Source organism: Methanobrevibacter sp. (assembly GCF_045126245.1).
In the GTDB taxonomy this organism is placed as follows: Archaea; Methanobacteriota; Methanobacteria; order Methanobacteriales; family Methanobacteriaceae; genus Methanocatella.
Genome location: NZ_JBGVOG010000026.1, coordinates 1 through 16947, shown reverse-complemented (window position 1 = coordinate 16947; position 16947 = coordinate 1). Strand labels below are relative to the sequence as shown.

Annotated in this window: 12 protein-coding genes and 1 pseudogene; 1 reads left to right on the top strand and 12 read right to left on the bottom strand. The window is 32.9% G+C overall.

The window, feature by feature from the left end:
• Positions 1-68 precede the first annotated feature (68 nt).
• From ACJMLZ_RS02005 to ACJMLZ_RS01975, 7 genes are all read right to left on the bottom strand, one after another.
• Positions 69-1160: a glycosyltransferase family 2 protein gene (locus ACJMLZ_RS02005; RefSeq protein WP_405303708.1), complete on the bottom strand. Its 1092-nt coding sequence runs from the start codon at positions 1158-1160 to the stop codon at positions 69-71.
• An 8-nt stretch (positions 1161-1168) separates the two neighbouring features.
• The gene (locus ACJMLZ_RS02000) at positions 1169-2338 is read right to left on the bottom strand and encodes a glycosyltransferase family 2 protein (protein ID WP_405303707.1); all 1170 of its coding nucleotides are present in this window, start codon (positions 2336-2338) and stop codon (positions 1169-1171) included.
• Positions 2339-2630: 292 nt separating this feature from the next.
• The gene (locus ACJMLZ_RS01995; RefSeq protein WP_405303706.1) at positions 2631-4847 is read right to left on the bottom strand and encodes a hypothetical protein; all 2217 of its coding nucleotides are present in this window, start codon (positions 4845-4847) and stop codon (positions 2631-2633) included.
• A 39-nt stretch (positions 4848-4886) separates the two neighbouring features.
• A complete protein-coding gene (locus tag ACJMLZ_RS01990) occupies positions 4887-5675 on the bottom strand; it encodes a GNAT family N-acetyltransferase (protein ID WP_292819024.1) in 789 nt (262 codons plus the stop codon).
• A gap of 25 nt (positions 5676-5700) precedes the next feature.
• Complete coding sequence (locus ACJMLZ_RS01985; RefSeq protein ID WP_405303705.1) at positions 5701-7524, bottom strand: aminotransferase class I/II-fold pyridoxal phosphate-dependent enzyme; 1824 nt, start codon at positions 7522-7524, stop codon at positions 5701-5703.
• Between the two features lie 280 nt (positions 7525-7804).
• Entirely contained in the window at positions 7805-8818 is a 1014-nt protein-coding gene (locus ACJMLZ_RS01980; RefSeq protein WP_405303704.1) for a phosphorylcholine transferase LicD, read from the bottom strand.
• Between the two features lie 12 nt (positions 8819-8830).
• On the bottom strand, positions 8831-9700 hold the full coding sequence (locus ACJMLZ_RS01975) for a hypothetical protein (protein ID WP_405303703.1): 870 nt from the start codon (positions 9698-9700) through the stop codon (positions 8831-8833).
• A 254-nt stretch (positions 9701-9954) separates the two neighbouring features.
• On the opposite strand from ACJMLZ_RS01975, the gene ACJMLZ_RS01970 reads away from it, so the two are divergent.
• The gene (locus tag ACJMLZ_RS01970; RefSeq protein ID WP_405303702.1) at positions 9955-10752 is read left to right on the top strand and encodes a class I SAM-dependent methyltransferase; all 798 of its coding nucleotides are present in this window, start codon (positions 9955-9957) and stop codon (positions 10750-10752) included.
• A 291-nt stretch (positions 10753-11043) separates the two neighbouring features.
• Here ACJMLZ_RS01970 and ACJMLZ_RS01965 read toward each other — a convergent pair whose 3' ends face one another.
• The 5 genes and pseudogenes from ACJMLZ_RS01965 to ACJMLZ_RS01945 form a co-directional block, all read right to left on the bottom strand.
• The gene (locus ACJMLZ_RS01965; protein ID WP_405303701.1) at positions 11044-11475 is read right to left on the bottom strand and encodes a NusA-like transcription termination signal-binding factor; all 432 of its coding nucleotides are present in this window, start codon (positions 11473-11475) and stop codon (positions 11044-11046) included.
• 6 nt (positions 11476-11481) lie between these two features.
• Positions 11482-11781, bottom strand: a complete 300-nt coding sequence (locus ACJMLZ_RS01960; RefSeq protein ID WP_405303700.1) for a 50S ribosomal protein L30e — start codon at positions 11779-11781, stop codon at positions 11482-11484.
• Positions 11782-11789: 8 nt separating this feature from the next.
• The gene (rpoA2, locus tag ACJMLZ_RS01955) at positions 11790-12980 is read right to left on the bottom strand and encodes a DNA-directed RNA polymerase subunit A'' (protein ID WP_405303699.1); all 1191 of its coding nucleotides are present in this window, start codon (positions 12978-12980) and stop codon (positions 11790-11792) included.
• A gap of 8 nt (positions 12981-12988) precedes the next feature.
• Positions 12989-16252, bottom strand: coding sequence for a DNA-directed RNA polymerase subunit A' (locus ACJMLZ_RS01950; protein ID WP_405303709.1), 3264 nt, complete (start codon positions 16250-16252; stop codon positions 12989-12991).
• 70 nt (positions 16253-16322) lie between these two features.
• Positions 16323-16947, bottom strand: a pseudogene (locus ACJMLZ_RS01945) (DNA-directed RNA polymerase subunit B); the annotation flags it as partial.

The following is a 16947-nucleotide window of genomic DNA, read 5'->3' as shown; positions in this document are numbered from 1 at the left end:
GAATTATATACTGGAATAATGATTGAAATTTTAACCATGATATCACAAACTACATTATTTAATTTTTTTTAACCAGAAATTAGTTTCCATGTCTTGAGATTATTAAGAGGCGCATCTAGTTTTTCAGCCTTTTTGATTTTTGCATTTAATGCGCTGTTTTCTTTCCTTAATGTTGCATTCCTCACTAATATCTTAAATTCTTCAAAATTATTAGAATAAACCACACTTTCAAAACGATTTCTATTGAATATGAATAAGTTCTTCATACAGTCATCATACTGTTCATGGCCTATCAGTTTAGAAAAATCCTCTTTCATTTTTTCGTAAAAATACTCTTTATACTGGTCATGAACTTCCTTATATCTCATAAATGCCAGATTGATTTTTCTGTTATATATTCTCTTCTTATATTCTTCAAGATGATTGTTTTCTATGAATCTTTGAATAATCAGGTTATTTATTGCAAGAGTACTTACAAAACGTTGGTCGCCAGCCCCAGTTGATGATTTGGAATGTCGTCTTCTGGTGTATAAAACCTTATCATAGAACTGAATTCTTTTTGCGTGGAAAATAATTCCCCAATAGAATATATTGTCGTGGAATATAAGTCCTTCTGCAAATTTGGATCCTGTAGCGCGTACAAATTCACTGTTATAAAATTTGGACCATGGAGTGACATTTATTTTAAAAATGTAATCGCCCAAATCATCAAAGGAAAATACCTTATCTCCAACGAATTCATGTAATTCATCCATCAAGTAAATAGGAGTATCATAATAGGAATCAGTATCCTCATCATAATTGATTGCTTTAAATATTAAAAAATCAAGATTTTTTTCTTCAGATATTTCATAGCACTCTTTTAAGGCATTTAAATCCAATATGTCATCAGCATCCATGAAATAAATGTATTTTCCTTCAACATAATCCAAAGCGTAATTCCTTGCAGCGCCCCCACCATTATTTTCCTGATGGAAAATCTTCATGTTTTTGTGAGTGTCTGCAAAATCATTTAGCATTTTCCAGGAATTGTCAGTAGATCCGTCATCCACACATATTATCTCAATGTCGTCAAGAGTCTGATTGAAAACAGAATCTAAAGACTCCTCCAAGTATTCTTCAGCATTATAAACGGGAATAATAACAGAAACTTTAAACATGGTATCCTCTATGATAAATTATTAATTTTATTGGTTAATTGCTCATTTGCCAAAATCATTTTTTCATTTTCTGCTTTTAAGCTTTCAATTTTATTTTTGGTGCCATAACGTTTTTTTCTAAATTGTCCATTTTTACGTTGTTCTTCAAGTACTGCTGCTTTTAATTCATTATTCCTATGAATTAATTTCTTTTGCTGCAATTTCAAATCAAATTCCGTATAAACTTCAGATTCAAGCACTGAATCAAAAACCATCTTTTGATGGTCAGTTAATGAATTGATAAAATCTTCGAAAAACTCTTCATCATCAGCAAGCTCAACATAATCTGCTTTCATCCTATCAAAGTATTCCTGCTTGAACTCTTCCTTGATACCCTTATACCAGTGATGAATAGTTCCTATTTTCTTATCGAACAACTTTTCCTTGAATTCCTCAAAAACACCGTATTTGGTAAACACATCCCAAATCAAACCACAAATAGGGATATAATCCATGAATTTCACACCGCCGGAAGTGGTTGAAGAGGATGAATACCATCTTCTCTTAAATAAGTGTTCTCTGAGAAATGTCATTCGTTCAGCAGCGAAGAAGACATCAAAGAAAAATACATTATCATCAAAAACGTAACCTTCAGGGAATCTGATATTGTTCTTCATGATGAATTCCCTGTTGTAGAGTTTACTCCAAGGAGTTACTGTAATCTTAAATGCGAAATCCTTAACTTCTCTCCAGTTAAATACGCGGTCTCCGACAAAATCGGCCAGGGCATTCATACTGTAATTTTCAGCCTCAACAAGTTCGTTTTTATCCATGTAATAGTTAATCGCTTGAAAAATAACAAAATCAACATTTCTTTCTTCAGCAACCTTATAAGTATGCTCAAATGCATTCAAATCCAGAATATCGTCGGAATCCATTAAAAATAAATATTTTCCTTTTGCAATATCGATTCCACGATTGGAAGCAACAGCATGGCCTCCATTTTCCTGGTCAATTACAATGAAACGGTCATCTCGAGCTGCGTATTCCTTTAATATTTCCAGAGAGTTATCGGGTGACCCATCATTGACACAAATAATTTCAATATCCTTGAATGTTTGATTTACAATACTATCCAAACATTCCCCTAAAAACTCTTCAACATTATAAACCGGAACAACAACTGAAATCTCAACCATTAAATAACCTCTTATTAAATAAAAAAAATACTGATATCCTTATAAACGATATAAATATTGTTATAACAATATTATATTTGTAAATAATATGCATATAAAACTTTGTATACAAAATTGCTTTCAGATTTAAAATCAAGAACATTTAATTAAAAAACCAGTTCCAATTTTTATAATTATGAACATACAACACAAAAACAATAATCTGAAACTATTTTTAAAAAATATTGGATTAAAATGGAAATTAAATAAAATAAATGAAACTTAACCAGAATATTGAAAAATAAAAAATCCATCAATAAACTGGCATGCAATCATCATTATTTGCATTTTTAAGTTCATCCAACTGTCTTTTTAATTCTGCATTTTCCTGTTTAAGGGTTTCCAACTCATTGTTTGAATAATCACTATCTTCACTAAAAGGCAACCATTCAATATGAATATTAACAATTTGAGAATCTTTCACATCCATTTTATAGGAAAACGGATTTCTAAGTGAAATCAATTTATTATCATTAAAAATATTTTTCCCATCAATTTCAAATTTTGTGTAATCTATGTAAATCGGGACAGGATTTCCATTTTTATCCTTATAATTTATAGATCTTAATTTGATTCTTAAGGATCCGTCTTTTATAACCCTCAATTTTAAATCAAGTGATGATTTTGAACTGTATAACACAAGTTCCTTTCTTGAATAACCCCGAGTCCATTTTGGATGGTTTGACCTTAATTCGTCATCAGAACTTTCTAAAACCACAACAGAACTATCTTCACCACCTAAATTTTTAATATCAACTCTGATTCTGTTAAATTTATCTAAAAGATAAGATGAATAAGTTTTTAAAGAATTATCCGAATCTGAAATTGAATACTTGTTCATCCAATCCATAAAATTTGGTTTTACAAAATCATTGGCCATATTGACATCTTGAACTACATTCATAATCTGAACTGCTGAAATAATATCCCTTATGTTGACTCTATGATTCGGATATAAACCAAGTTTGATTTTATAGTATATTTCGCTTGGGAAATATTTTGAAAAATCATTTTCAAATTCCTTTGAATCAAAAACTCTTTTAAATTTATCTAAATTGGATGTGAAACTAATTTTTTTTGCAGGTCTAACCTCTTCGATTTCAGGACCTTCAATAAAATCATATTCCGGCATTTCGAATGGAGATATCCTGTTAATCTCATCGGCAACTTCAAGGGTATCTGAACTAATTTCTCTGCCACCTTCAAATTCAATATCCAGCAATTCCGGACAATAACGTTTAAAAATCAAGGCAATCAATATCTTCTTATCACCGACCCCACTTTTATCTATTTTTTGCAAAATTGGGTCGGATAAAGGTGTGATATCCATTTCATTAAACAATAAACTTTCAACAATATTCTTTCCGAAATGATGGCGGGCCCTACCATACCTGAAAAGCAATGAAGCGAAATTTTCATAAAGATAATCCTCATCATATTTTCTGGACAATATTTCAAACTCATCGTCCACCAACACTTCACAAGATTTGAAAAATGTTGGATTAAATTTGTATCCTGCTCGAGAAAGGGATTTTTTGTAATCATCCCTATTTAAACTGAAAATAGGATTTGTATTACCCTTGATTAATTCTCCGCCGTGACCACATATCCTAAACATTGGTTCAACAGGAATTGTTTTTCTTAATGTGGCCTGCTTTTCGAAGCCTGATTTTGCATACATGCAACGGGCAACAGAATTATCATAAGATATAGGTATGAAATTATATTCCAAAGTTTTGTTTAATTCGAAGCCGAACCTGTCGGCAATTTTGCCAGCTATTATTAAATCTTCATTTCTTCTTTCGGCAGTATTGGAGCTTACCCTAACTTTAGTTAAGTCAATTTTTGCATTTAGCCAAATTGCTGCAACAACTCTTGTATCGAATCCCCCACTGAGGTCAAAAATTAAGTTATTGGAATTTTTACGCAAACCTCTTATGATTTCAACCCATTTTAAAAACCAAGAATCCAAAATGTCCAGCGCTTCCTTTGAAATGAGTGGAACATGATGTTCTTTCATGCCAGAATCTTTAAATAAAATTTGCGGGGCATTCTTATCTATTACTACTTCAACATCACTTGGAATCATTTTTATTTCTTTAACCAGAGTTGGTGTACATAGGCTTGAGCATAATGTTTGAAGCAAATAATAATTCGCATAGTCCTTATCAAATGTGATTCTTTCATGCTTGTCACGGAGATGCTCCACCAGTTTTAAAAAGGAATTGGATACAGCAAAATAATCATCATTTGCATAAACATATATCCCGAAGGATCCCAAATAATCCTGATGCAATGAAACAAAATCATTTTCGACATTGACGAAGACATAAGCACCAATGCCAGATAACCTATCGTAATTCTTTTTACTTTCTAAAATCAGACCATCATTATCTAAGCCATAACCATATAATCTTGTATTTACATAACCAAGATTATCAGAATCAATGACAAAAAAATAATCCTCCATTATTTCACCCATCAACAACAAACTATGAACTATTCCAATTTATTTTTTATACAACTTTCCTATTTCACAGGAGGGTTTGAAACCTAATTTATCATATAATGCAGTTGATTCATTAGTATAATTAGTTAAAAATATAGTTTTGCCTTCAGAAATGACTTCATTACATAGCTTACTGCATACTTTAGTGCCTAAACCTTGATTTCTGCAGCTTTCATCTGTTATAATATGAGATATGACCGCTATTTTGTCACCTTCAGCACATGTTGCGGCGTGGGATATGATTTTACCATTCTCCCTAATGATAAAATTCCTACCGTAATTATTTTCATTTTGTTCTGCGATTTGCTCTTTTAACTCCTCGAATGTGTAATAATTTCCAAATGCAGAGTCTGTTAGAACCAATCTTGAAATTTCATCATAGTCACTTTCTGTTGCACGTTCCACAGAGCTATTGTCACATTCATAATACTCATTCAAAGCTCTGACGCTTCCATAAGTTGCATTATATTCTTCACTATCCAGTAATTTAAACAAATTCTCAATCAGGAACTTTTCTGCGCAAATGATTGATGGATTTTCCTCTGCAATTAGATTTATAATATTGTCATAATCACAGTTCTTATTTTTTGAAAATATGTGCATTCCGGAATAATATTTTAAAACTACTGAAGTAATTTCATCATCTTTAAAATCCAGCCATGATTTAACATTTTCATTTGTTACTCCATATTTCATCAAATCCAAATAAAGATATAAACATTTATTGTAGTCATCACCAATGTAGTCTTCAATCAGGCGTTCATTTTCTTTTTCCACTTTTTTAAACATAATATCATCCTACTGCAAAATAAATTCATTTATCTTCCAAAACATCTTTCATGGCTTCAACCAGAATGCCATTATCAGTTTCATCTCTAACGGCAAGGCGAATATATGACTTGCCAGCACATCCTTTTTTATTTGATAAATCTTTAATAATCAAGTTATAATCATTTAACAATATTTCAGCTAACTTTCTACTGTCAATATCACCCAATATTTCACACATCACGTAGTTAGCCTGTGAAGGAATTGCCCTGACATTTTCTATTGAGTTTAAGTCATTTGTAAACTTGTCCCGCACTTCCTGATACTTTTTAATCCCCTTATCGAAATCATCCTGATATTTCTCAAATATCTGCAAGTAAAATTCCGCAAAGGAATTGATATTCCATATTGAAACATCTGATTTGATGGTCTGCATTAATTCTGAATCACTGCTTGCCAGAACACCTAATCTTAATCCTGGAACTCCAAATGATTTAGAAATACTCTTCATCAATATCAAATTAGGATATTGGGCCAATATTTGCTCTGAAAAGAATGTGGAATTTTCCTCAGTGGCAAAATCAATGAAAGATTCATCTAGAATCAATGTGATTCCTTGATCCTGACACCATTTTGCCAATTTAAGTGAGTTTTCTTTGCAAATATAATTTCCTGAAGGATTATCAGGATTAATCAATAAAAGAACATCGATGTCCTTATCGCCAAAAAACTCAATAAGATCATCGTAATCATATTCGAAATTATCATTTTGAGGAATGAATCTGACAAGGTCCTCTTCAGATTTCCTATTGGAGTATTCTTCAAAAGTAGGGATGATAACACCCAATCTTTTATCTCCGAATGTATTCTCCATTAATGATTTAATCAATTCTGATGCGCCGTTTCCAACAACAATATGATCTTGATGGACATTGAAATATTTGGATGCGAGTAATGTGTTTATGTCCAATCCTGAGGGATAATGTCTTAACAATACATCAAAATTTGATTTAATCTCATCAACTAAAGTTTTTGGAGGATAATAAGGGTTGACCAAATAACAAAAATCGATTATTTGCGGATATCTCCAATAACCTCCGTATCTTGATTCGAATTTTTTTAACTTCAAATTAGGTTCTGAAAATATTGATTCCGCAATGTTTAAATCCTGAACATCATCAATTTCATACCAGTGCTCATGATTCAATTTTTTTACTTTAATCAGATTTTCGTTTAAATTTGTAATTACTTTAAGAACTTGCTCATAATATTCATTTTCACCTAATGATTTGATGTAAGCCTCTAAAAAAGGCACATAATAATCTTTAGAGAAATCTTTAGAAAATTTATAAATGTTGACTGTCTTATAATAATTAGCTATCTCTTCAAAAGAGAACTCCTCTTTATTTAAGAAATCAACTATATAATCATCATCATCGATTGTTACAACAGTTCCGTCCATCCAACTCTCATATTTTGCAACCAATGCCAAATTAGAACATTCATCTGAAATCAGATCTTCCAAAATTCCATCATCAAAAATCAAATCAGACTCCAAAATCAAAGTGTCATTTTCTATCAGGTGTTCCCTGGCCAAATAAAGTGAATAAATGTTATTTGTCTTATCATAGATACTATTAGAAATAAATTTGATTGGTGTTTTAATATCAAATTTGGAAATGAATTCTTTTAGAATATCCTCTTTATATCCGGTTACAATAATTATCCTATCCAAATTAAGACTATCCAATTGGGTCAGCATTCGTTCTACCAATGTAACCCCATTTACTTCTATCATACATTTTGTTACGGACTTGGTTAATTCTTTTAATCGTTTACCCATTCCCGCAGCTAAAATAATTGCATCCAAATTAAAACCTCCATTATGTAAATATTTGCAATATAAAATATATAAATATTTATTTCAATTAATAAATTGCAATATTTTTATTGATGCAATTTAATATTAAATTTATAGAGCATTAATTCGAATAAAAAGGAATATTATGCTACTTTTGGGCAAAATAAGAATATTAAAAATTTTAAAAAAATAAGAAATCAATGCTAAATTAAGGGAAATTAAAATCTGAATAATTAATTTAGCGAAATAAAATAAAAAAAGAAATAAGATATTGAAATATCTTATTAAATTACATCCATTTTTCATTAATTTTTCTTAATCTCAAAATTTCTCCACGATACAGCTCATGTAAGTCATCCACATCCTTTTTCATTACTGTCTGCATTCTGGTATGGAAAGATACGATTTTTGGAAGTTCCATATAATCATCACCAAAGACAGCTTTCAGATAATCCTTATCGTGATTAACGGATGGGAAATAATACTGTTCGAATTTCACTTTTTGCAGTGGGAAGAAATCTTTTGTCTTATAAAGTTTAATGATTCTAGGATTTAGGTTTACTGCTGATGCAATAATATATTCCGCTTCATGGTCTACAACATTAAGATTTTCATTGAATTTTCTATGAGCTTCTTCAGGATATTTTTTAAAGTATTCCTTTTCTATGAATTCGTCACGCATTTCTATAATCTTATTGGAAATCTTAGCCTTTAATTCCTCAATAGGAAGGTTTTCATCATCTTTTAGATATTCATATGGCAATAAATCAATACCCGCCAACATGTTATTTACTAAAGGACTCTTGAAATATAATATTTGGACAAAACCGGTGACTGAATTATCATATTTTTTCTTTTCGAGAATAGTGATGAATTCATCCAGTCCATTATCCTCAACCTCTTTTTTAAAGACTTTTAAAAATTTGTCGAAATCTTTCTTTAGAATTCCCACATCAACATCATCATCCCAAGGTATGAATCCTTCATGTCTAACGGAACCTAAAAGAGTACCGAAATCGAGCCAATAATCAATATTATATTTTTTACATACATTGTCCATAAATCTAAGGAGTTCCAAACATAAATCCTGCATATCTTTTAGGGTGCCTTTAGGTTTAATGTCATGATGAACATACAAATAAGTAAATAAATTTTTATAAGACTCTAAAATTCTATCCTGATTTCTTGTTTTTGTATCCAATAGCCTAACTTTTCTGTTTAACTTTGAAATTAATTTTTTGTTTTCTTCAATTGCATTAATAACATCTTCATTACTAAATGATTTTGAATTTTCGTCACCCATAGCTTAACACCCCTATTTTTCAGTTTGTAATTTTCTTTGTGCGAATCTTCTATTAATATATTCCATTGAAAGCTCGTTGCTCATCGGATAATGGCCTGGTATTGGTCTAACCTGAAGTTGAATATTATTGTCATTATCTTCAATATCAACAAGCTCATTCAACTGATTAATAAACCAACTGTACTGTGATTTTATATCATAAGGACGACAACTGATGTTTATGAATGCATCTGGGACATAATTTTCTTTTTTCATCATGTCGATAACAGAAAATCTATAATTAATTGTTTCCAGCTCTTCCTTAGAGTAATCCTTATAAATCGTGTCAATAACATTTTCTACAAAAGTACGGTAATTCAGAAGGTTTAACTGAGGAAGGTCTGCCAAAACCATTGAATCTCTTACCATGGTTCCCAGCATCAATGATTTGAAACCGCCCATACTGCTTCCATAAAACAGAATGTTTTTATGGGCAATACCATAATAGTCAACGATTTTAATAACCATGTCTTTGATATTCCTTAAAAAGTAGTCATCAAATTTGCCTACTCCCCATCCGCCACGAGGATCGTTTACAATCTCATCAGTAGATCCGGCATATCGTGTAGGGTCATTGTAAAATATGGCACTTTGGTCAAATTCCCAACTTAATCTATGAAATACCGGTCTTAAATGGAATCTTTCCCTTCTTTCAGGAGTTATAACACTTGAACTTAAACATATACACTCTTCTGAGTTTTCTTTGATGTTTAATAGAAATTCGTATTTTGTATCATTATAATTAACAATTAAACCAACTTTTACTCCGTATTCCACTTCTTTTAAAGATTCGACCAAATTATCATAATCTGTTTCAATAATATACTTTACAATCCCTTTCATTGTATCATCCAATATAATATTTAATAAGTTTCTTTATAAATAATTTATTGAAATACCGATTATGGATATACAATTCCCGTTAAAATTTATTATTTTACTAAATAAACCCCCTACAATTAAGTGAACAAAATACAACTTGAACTAAACCATGATAGGATTAAACTTATAATAAATAAAAACCATACATTAATTAATAAGAGTTATTCTTAATTTATTAACAGGAAAAAAAAACAAATTTTATCAAAAGTGATAACATGTGGTCTGAAGAAGAAAGATTGGATATCCTAGAAGAAGAACTTGAAGAATTGAAAAACAATGTTGATTTAGTAAAATTCATGATGATGAATCAATATCTTGATTCAAACAAAAATTTTTGTCCAATATGCGGAAACATCAGTGAATTCATATCCTTCGGTAAACCTGAAAGGAAAAATGTCAGATGCACTCACTGCAGATCTGTAGAAAGACATAGGATGGTTTGGTTATTCTTCCAAAAAATGTTCAATAAGCAACTTGAAACCAAAAACATGAGCGTTATGCATTTTGCGCCAGAACCCGCTTTTTATAAATATTTCAGCAAATTTGATAATGTTGACTATTACCCGGTAGACCTTGAACCTGAATCCTATGAAAGACGAAACATCAAAATCAGAAAAGCTGTTGATATGCAAGATATCCCATTTCCAGACGACAAATTTGATATAATTTATGCATCCCACGTATTGGAACACGTTCCAGATGACATCAAGGCAATGAAAGAGCTTTATAGAGTTTTAAAATATGGCGGCAGTTGCGTGCTTCTAGTACCACTTAGATTTTCACTTAAGAAAACAATAGAAAAAGAGGAATACAATACTCCTGAATTAAGAATAAAACATTACGGTCAAGCCAACCATTTAAGACGTTACGGAATAGATTTTAAAGATAGATTGGAATCAGTTGGTTTTAAAGTTACTGCATTCGATGAAGGGGACGTCGTAGCCACTGACATCGAACGTAAATTTTACAGAACCGGACGCAACAGAATATTTTTATGTAAAAAGGAACTTTAGATATTCCTTTTTTCATTGAAATATTTTTTTATACTTTTTTTATGCCTTTTTTATCATAACACTTAAAAAGACTAATGAGCATATACCGCTAAATCAAAATAACTTATCATGATGTTATTAGTTATTGTTATTTTAATCAACCAATGAAAATAAACAATGCCATCTGCTTAAAAATCATTTAAATTGAACAGATATTAATTTAAATGCAACAAAAAAATAATCGTGAAATTAAAAAAAAAATATATTTAAAAAGTTTTTAAAAAAAGAAATTAAAATAAAATAGCTTGAAAGCTATTTTAAAATAATATTGTCGATATTATGTTGTCTATTCGCTAACAATTTAGCTCTTTCAATATTGATTCCGTTTTTACCGATAGCTATACGCTTGTTAGTATTATCAGCTGTTACAGTAGCTATTTTTTTACCGGACTGCTTTTGACTAATTTTAACAGATTGTACTTTAGCAGGAGATAATACATTCTTAATGAACTGTATTGGATCATCATCTAATTCAATAATCTCAACACCTTTATCTACTGCTCTTTGAACTTTAGATACTGAACTTCCGCCTTTACCTATCGCAAGTCCCATGTCACCATTCTTTACAACGAAAGTGACTTTTCCATGTTCATCATCGATAATGCAATCTTTAACCATTGCCCCAGTCATACTTTCGAAAAGAGCTATGTATCTAATCTCATTTGCACTAAGTTTAATAGACACTTAAATCTACCTCAAATCGTCTAATATAGTAGAATCTCCTGGATCGTTTATGATTAATGTAGCAACAGTGAAAGGTTTACCACAAACAGAACCCAAATCTACACTAGTTCCATCATATACATGAAATGGAATTTCGGAAAGATTTGCATAATATTCAACATCTTCAAGAATTTCTTTAGGAGCGTTAGCAGCAACAACTACAAGTTGGCCTTTTCCTAATTTTAAAGATTGAATTGATTTTTCAGAGCCTAAAGTCACATCACCAGTGTCAACAGCTACCCTGATTCCTCTATCTACGTCCATCATCTAGCCTCCTATTCATTTTTATAATCCATTTTGACACCGACAGAACCGGTACCAAGAGGTATTGGTTGTCCAATAATAATATTTTCGATGATACCTGTTAAATCATCCACTTCTCCACGAATACTTGCGCGAAGTAAATGTTTACCAGTTTCTTCAAAAGCTGCACGAGCTAAAACACTTGATTTTTCACCACTAATACCATGTCTTCCAATGGATTTAACAACACCTTCGGAAGTCATAATATCCGCAACTAACATAATATGTCTTACATCTACACTAAGACCTTGTTCTGAGAGAGTATTTTGAGCTTCGTTAATAATAGATTGACGAGCTGCTTCGATTCCCAAAACTTCGCCGATTTCGTGAATATTGTTGGTGGTAGTTCTCACATGGTCGATACCTTCCATGTCAAGGATTTCCTTAAGGTTTGATCCTTCGGTATGGATAATCCATTCGTCATCACGACGGATAATTACTTTTCCGATACCTTTGATACCACTAATCTGCAAATCACGAACTTTATCCGCTAACAGACGAAGTTCCCTAATTTCAAATTTAGGTTCAGATTTGGAATCTGTTTTTCCTGATGGAATAATAATTTCATCATTATTAATAACAGCTTTCTTGAAAGTCTTTTCAACAATAGCATTGATTTCTTCACGATTGAGTCTTTTTTCCTCAATCTTTTTGTTGTCTAAAGTTGCCTCGACTTCCATTGTACCATAATTTAAATTGAAATCAGAAAGAATGTCGTTGATTGTACTTTTACCGATTTTATTGGCTAAAGTCCTAACAAACTCTTCATCATCACGTCTTTCTTCATCAAAATAAATATCCATTGTTGGAGTAGCAATCTCCTTTCTTGCATCAACAATCTCAATAAGTCTTGGAAGACCTAATGTTACGTTTAACTCAGTTACCCCTGCATAGTGAAAAGTACGCATAGTCATCTGTGTACCAGGTTCACCTACAGATTGAGCAGCTACTGTTCCAACAGCCTCTCCAGCTTCAACGTGAGCTCGGTCATAGGCCTGTTTAAGTTTGATAATAAGTTGTCTCAATTCATCATCAGTTAAATCATTTTTAATGCAAGCTTTGGCTAAATCTTCGATATAACTATCTGGAAACTCAATGTCAAGACCATCGGTTTCGTTAATTTCTGCAATCATTTCATTTATTTTAATTATAACATCATCCATAGTTACACCTACTTACCTTCTACTCCACTTCCCATTCTGATCTCATCAATAAGTTTGTTTAAATCAGCTGGTTTACCAAAGTCAGATTTTGCTGGGTCGACACCATCTTCACCAAACATGGTTTGGATAACGTTACCTTGGTTGTCGGTAACAAGTCCGGATGGTTTAACTTGTAAATCTTGAAGAGCATTTACGAGTCTTCTCTGCATGTAACCGGATTGTGCTGTACGAATCGCGGTATCTACAAGACCTTCTCTTCCCCCCATTGCGTGGAAGAAGAATTCAATTGGGTCAAGACCTGATTTGTAACTTGAGTGTACAAATCCTTTAGCTTTAGCCCCTAACTCACCTTTCTTGAAGTGAGGTAAGGTTCTGTTCAAGTATCCTCTTTCGATACGTCCACCCCTAACCGCTTGTTGTCCTACACAAGCAGTAATCTGAGTAAGGTTCAACATGGATGCCCTTGCACCAGTACGTGCCATTACTACAGAGTGGTTTTCAACAGCCATTACATGCTCATACGAATCATCATCAGATTGTTTACCCATGGTAAGGTAGTTTTCTGCAATCTGACCGGACATGTCCCTAGCTTCCCCAAGAACCTGCATGATTTTCATCTCTAAAGTCTCTTCTAAACTTCTACCAGGTAAAGCTTGGAGGTAACCTTCTTCATAAGATTCTACAAGTTTGTCTACTTCAGCCATTTTATTATCTAAGTGCTCGTTAATACGGTCTTGAGCTTCTGAAGGAATTTCTTCATCGTTTAAAGAAGTTGTAATTCCTGTTTTCATGATTCCGCAGATAGCTAAGTCAGTTGATCTGTCTAAGAATTCTTTAGCTCTTCCAGGACCATATTCTTTAACAATTTTATCTAAGATTTTACCTGAGAATGAACCGTAAGCGGATTCATCAATTACCCCTTGAGTCAAGATACCGTTTTTGATTACAACGGTAGCATCTTCAATAGGGAAAACTGCAGGACATTTAGAAATCTCAGCACTATAGGATAAGTTTAAGTCATTAGGTAATAATAAAGAGAACAATTCTTTACCGGTCCATTTTTCACCTTTATCCTTGTATATAAATGATTCCTCACTATAATCAGGATTATATTTTAAAATCCATTGGCCTGATTTGAATTCAGGGATTTTCAAGTGAGATTTACGGATAATCTGGAGTGCATCCTCTTCGGAAAATTCCACACCGTCTCTGGTTAAAAGGTATGCTCCTGAAATGTGGTCGTGAATAGCACCGATAATCGGTCCTCCGAACCTTGGAGATAAGATGTGTTCCTGTACACGCATTAATGATTTTGCTTCTGCACGGGACTCGTCAGTTTGGAACACGTGCATGTTCATTTCGTCTCCATCGAAATCTGCATTGTATGGTGGACATACACATAAGTTTAATCTGAAAGTTTTGTAAGGAAGTACCCTTACTTCGTGTGCCATCATACTCATTCTGTGCAAGGATGGTTGACGATTGAATAAAACCATATCCCCATCTTTCAAGTGTCTTTCAATAATGAAACCTGGTTCCAATTGTTCGAGAATTAACTCTTTAGTTTCTTCAGTACGTACCCTGATTTTTCTGCCGTCAGTTCTGATTACGTAATTCGCACCAGGGTGTATGTCCGGCCCATTTTGGATGTATTTTTTCATCTCTTCAATGTTCCATTCATTTACATAAACAGGTACGGTTACTTCTTTTGCAATCATTTCAGGCACACCGACCTCATTGATACTGATGTTAGGGTCAGGTGAGATTACTGTACGTGCTGAGAAGTTTACACGTTTACCGGAAAGGTTGGACCTGAATCTTCCTTCTTTTCCTTTTAACCTTTGAGTTAAGGTTTTGAGTGGTCTTCCTGACCTGTGTCTTGCAGGTGGCACACCACTTGCTTCGTTGTCAAAGTATGTGGTAACGTGGTATTGTAATAATTCCCATAAGTCTTCTACGATTAATTGTGGAGCTCCCGCTTCCATGTTTTCAAGTAAACGTTGGTTGATACGTAAGATATCCACAAGTTTGTGAGTTAAGTCATCCTCAGACCTTTCACCGGTATCCAAGGTAATTGAAGGCCTTACTGTTACAGGAGGAACAGGAAGTACGGTCAATACTAACCATTCAGGTCTTGCAACTTCAGGGTTGACTCCTAAAATGAAGGAATCTTCATCACTGATATTCTCAAGTCTTTCCCTTACTTCGGAAGGGGTTAATTTGTAGTCCCCTTGGCGGATAGTAACAGGTTTGTCTAAAAGAATAGGTTCTTGAACTAAATCCTGCAAGTATTGTTTAATGAATTCTTCAATACGTTTTTTGAATTCTTTTTGAACCTTTTCTTCGAATTTTTCTTCAAATTCCGCTAAAAGACTTGCCTTATCATCATTTAATTTTTCAATTTCATCTTGTAAAGCTTGAATTTCCTCATTTATTTCTTCACTAGATTTTTCTTCGACTTCCTCATCATCATCGGATTCCATAGGATTTTTGAGTAAATCTATTTTTTCATTGTCTTTTTCGATTTTATTGTCGATTTTTTGAATCTTTTTCTCTTGGTCTCCTTCAGTGTCAGAAATTACCTTTTCACGAATCTTATTGATTTCATCGGAATTTTTAGCTTCGAGAATGTCGTAACTTGCTTCAATGTCATCTAATGATTTGTTTTTCTTACAATGAGGACAAAGTAATTTAGGATCAATATATTTGAATTGAGGTTTTTCTTCAATTCCTTCCCTTTCCATATATGCTTCAGCATATAACTGGTCCAGGATGTTTAATAATATATCTTCCCTATCGGCATCGTCATATTCATCATTTTCTTCAGGATAGATTTCATTCATGATTTTATCGACGATTTCATTTTGTTTAGCCTCAGGCATTTCAACTTTTTTGGTATCCGCTTGTAATTTTTTCAAGAGTTCAGCAATGCTTTCTTTGTTTTCCATTGCCTCTGTGATTTTTTTGGTGTATTCCTCAAGTTCTGCTTCAGGCAGGAGAACACGACCGCAGTTATTACAAGTTGAACGTAAAATTTTATGAATTACATCACCAAAACCTATGTGAATAACAGGTCTTGCAAGTTCAATGCTTCCGAAATGTCCTTGACAGTCCCCGCCTCTGAAACCACAAGTTCTGCAAACTAAACTTGGGTCAATAACACCTAAACGAGGATCCATTAAACCTTTTTCAATAGGAAAACCATCATCCTCATAGGTATCCGGAGTTTCAACAGTGACAACAGACATTTCACGAATGTCATCAGGAGACATTAGCCCAAAATTTATTTGTTTAATTTTTTTAATAAATCCTTTCATGTGTTGGCTCCTTATATCAATTTAATTATGCTTTGTCTCCTAAAACTAATTTAGGGAAAATACATAAACTCTTAAGTTCGTCTAATAATAATTTAAATGCATATGAAATTTCAACTGGGTATGTTTCCACATCTCCACAAATCGGGCAGTATTTCTTATTTTTATTTTTATCGAATACAGCCAACATACCACAATTTTCACAGACAATTGCTTCATATTTGTCTGACTCATCTAAAAGTCTTTCTTTCAAGGTTAATGCAGCACCGTGCGCAATAAGACAGTCCCTTTCCATTTCTCCAAATCTTAAACCACCTTCACGTGCCCTACCTTCAGTAGGTTGACGTGTGAGCACTTGTACTGGACCTCTGGAACGAGCATAAACCTTATCGGTAGTCATGTGGTGTAATTTTTGGTAATATGCCACTCCTACGAATATTTCTGCATCCAATCTTTCACCGGTTACACCGCTGTATAAAGATTCGCATCCTGCGGATTCAAATCCGTTATTGAGAAGTTGCTGTTTGATTTCAACTTCCAAATCTTGGTTGAATGGAGTTGCATCAACTCTTTCACCTTCAAGACATCCTGCTTTACCTGCAACCATCTCAAGCACTTGTCCAATGGACATCCTGGATGGAATCGCGTGAGGA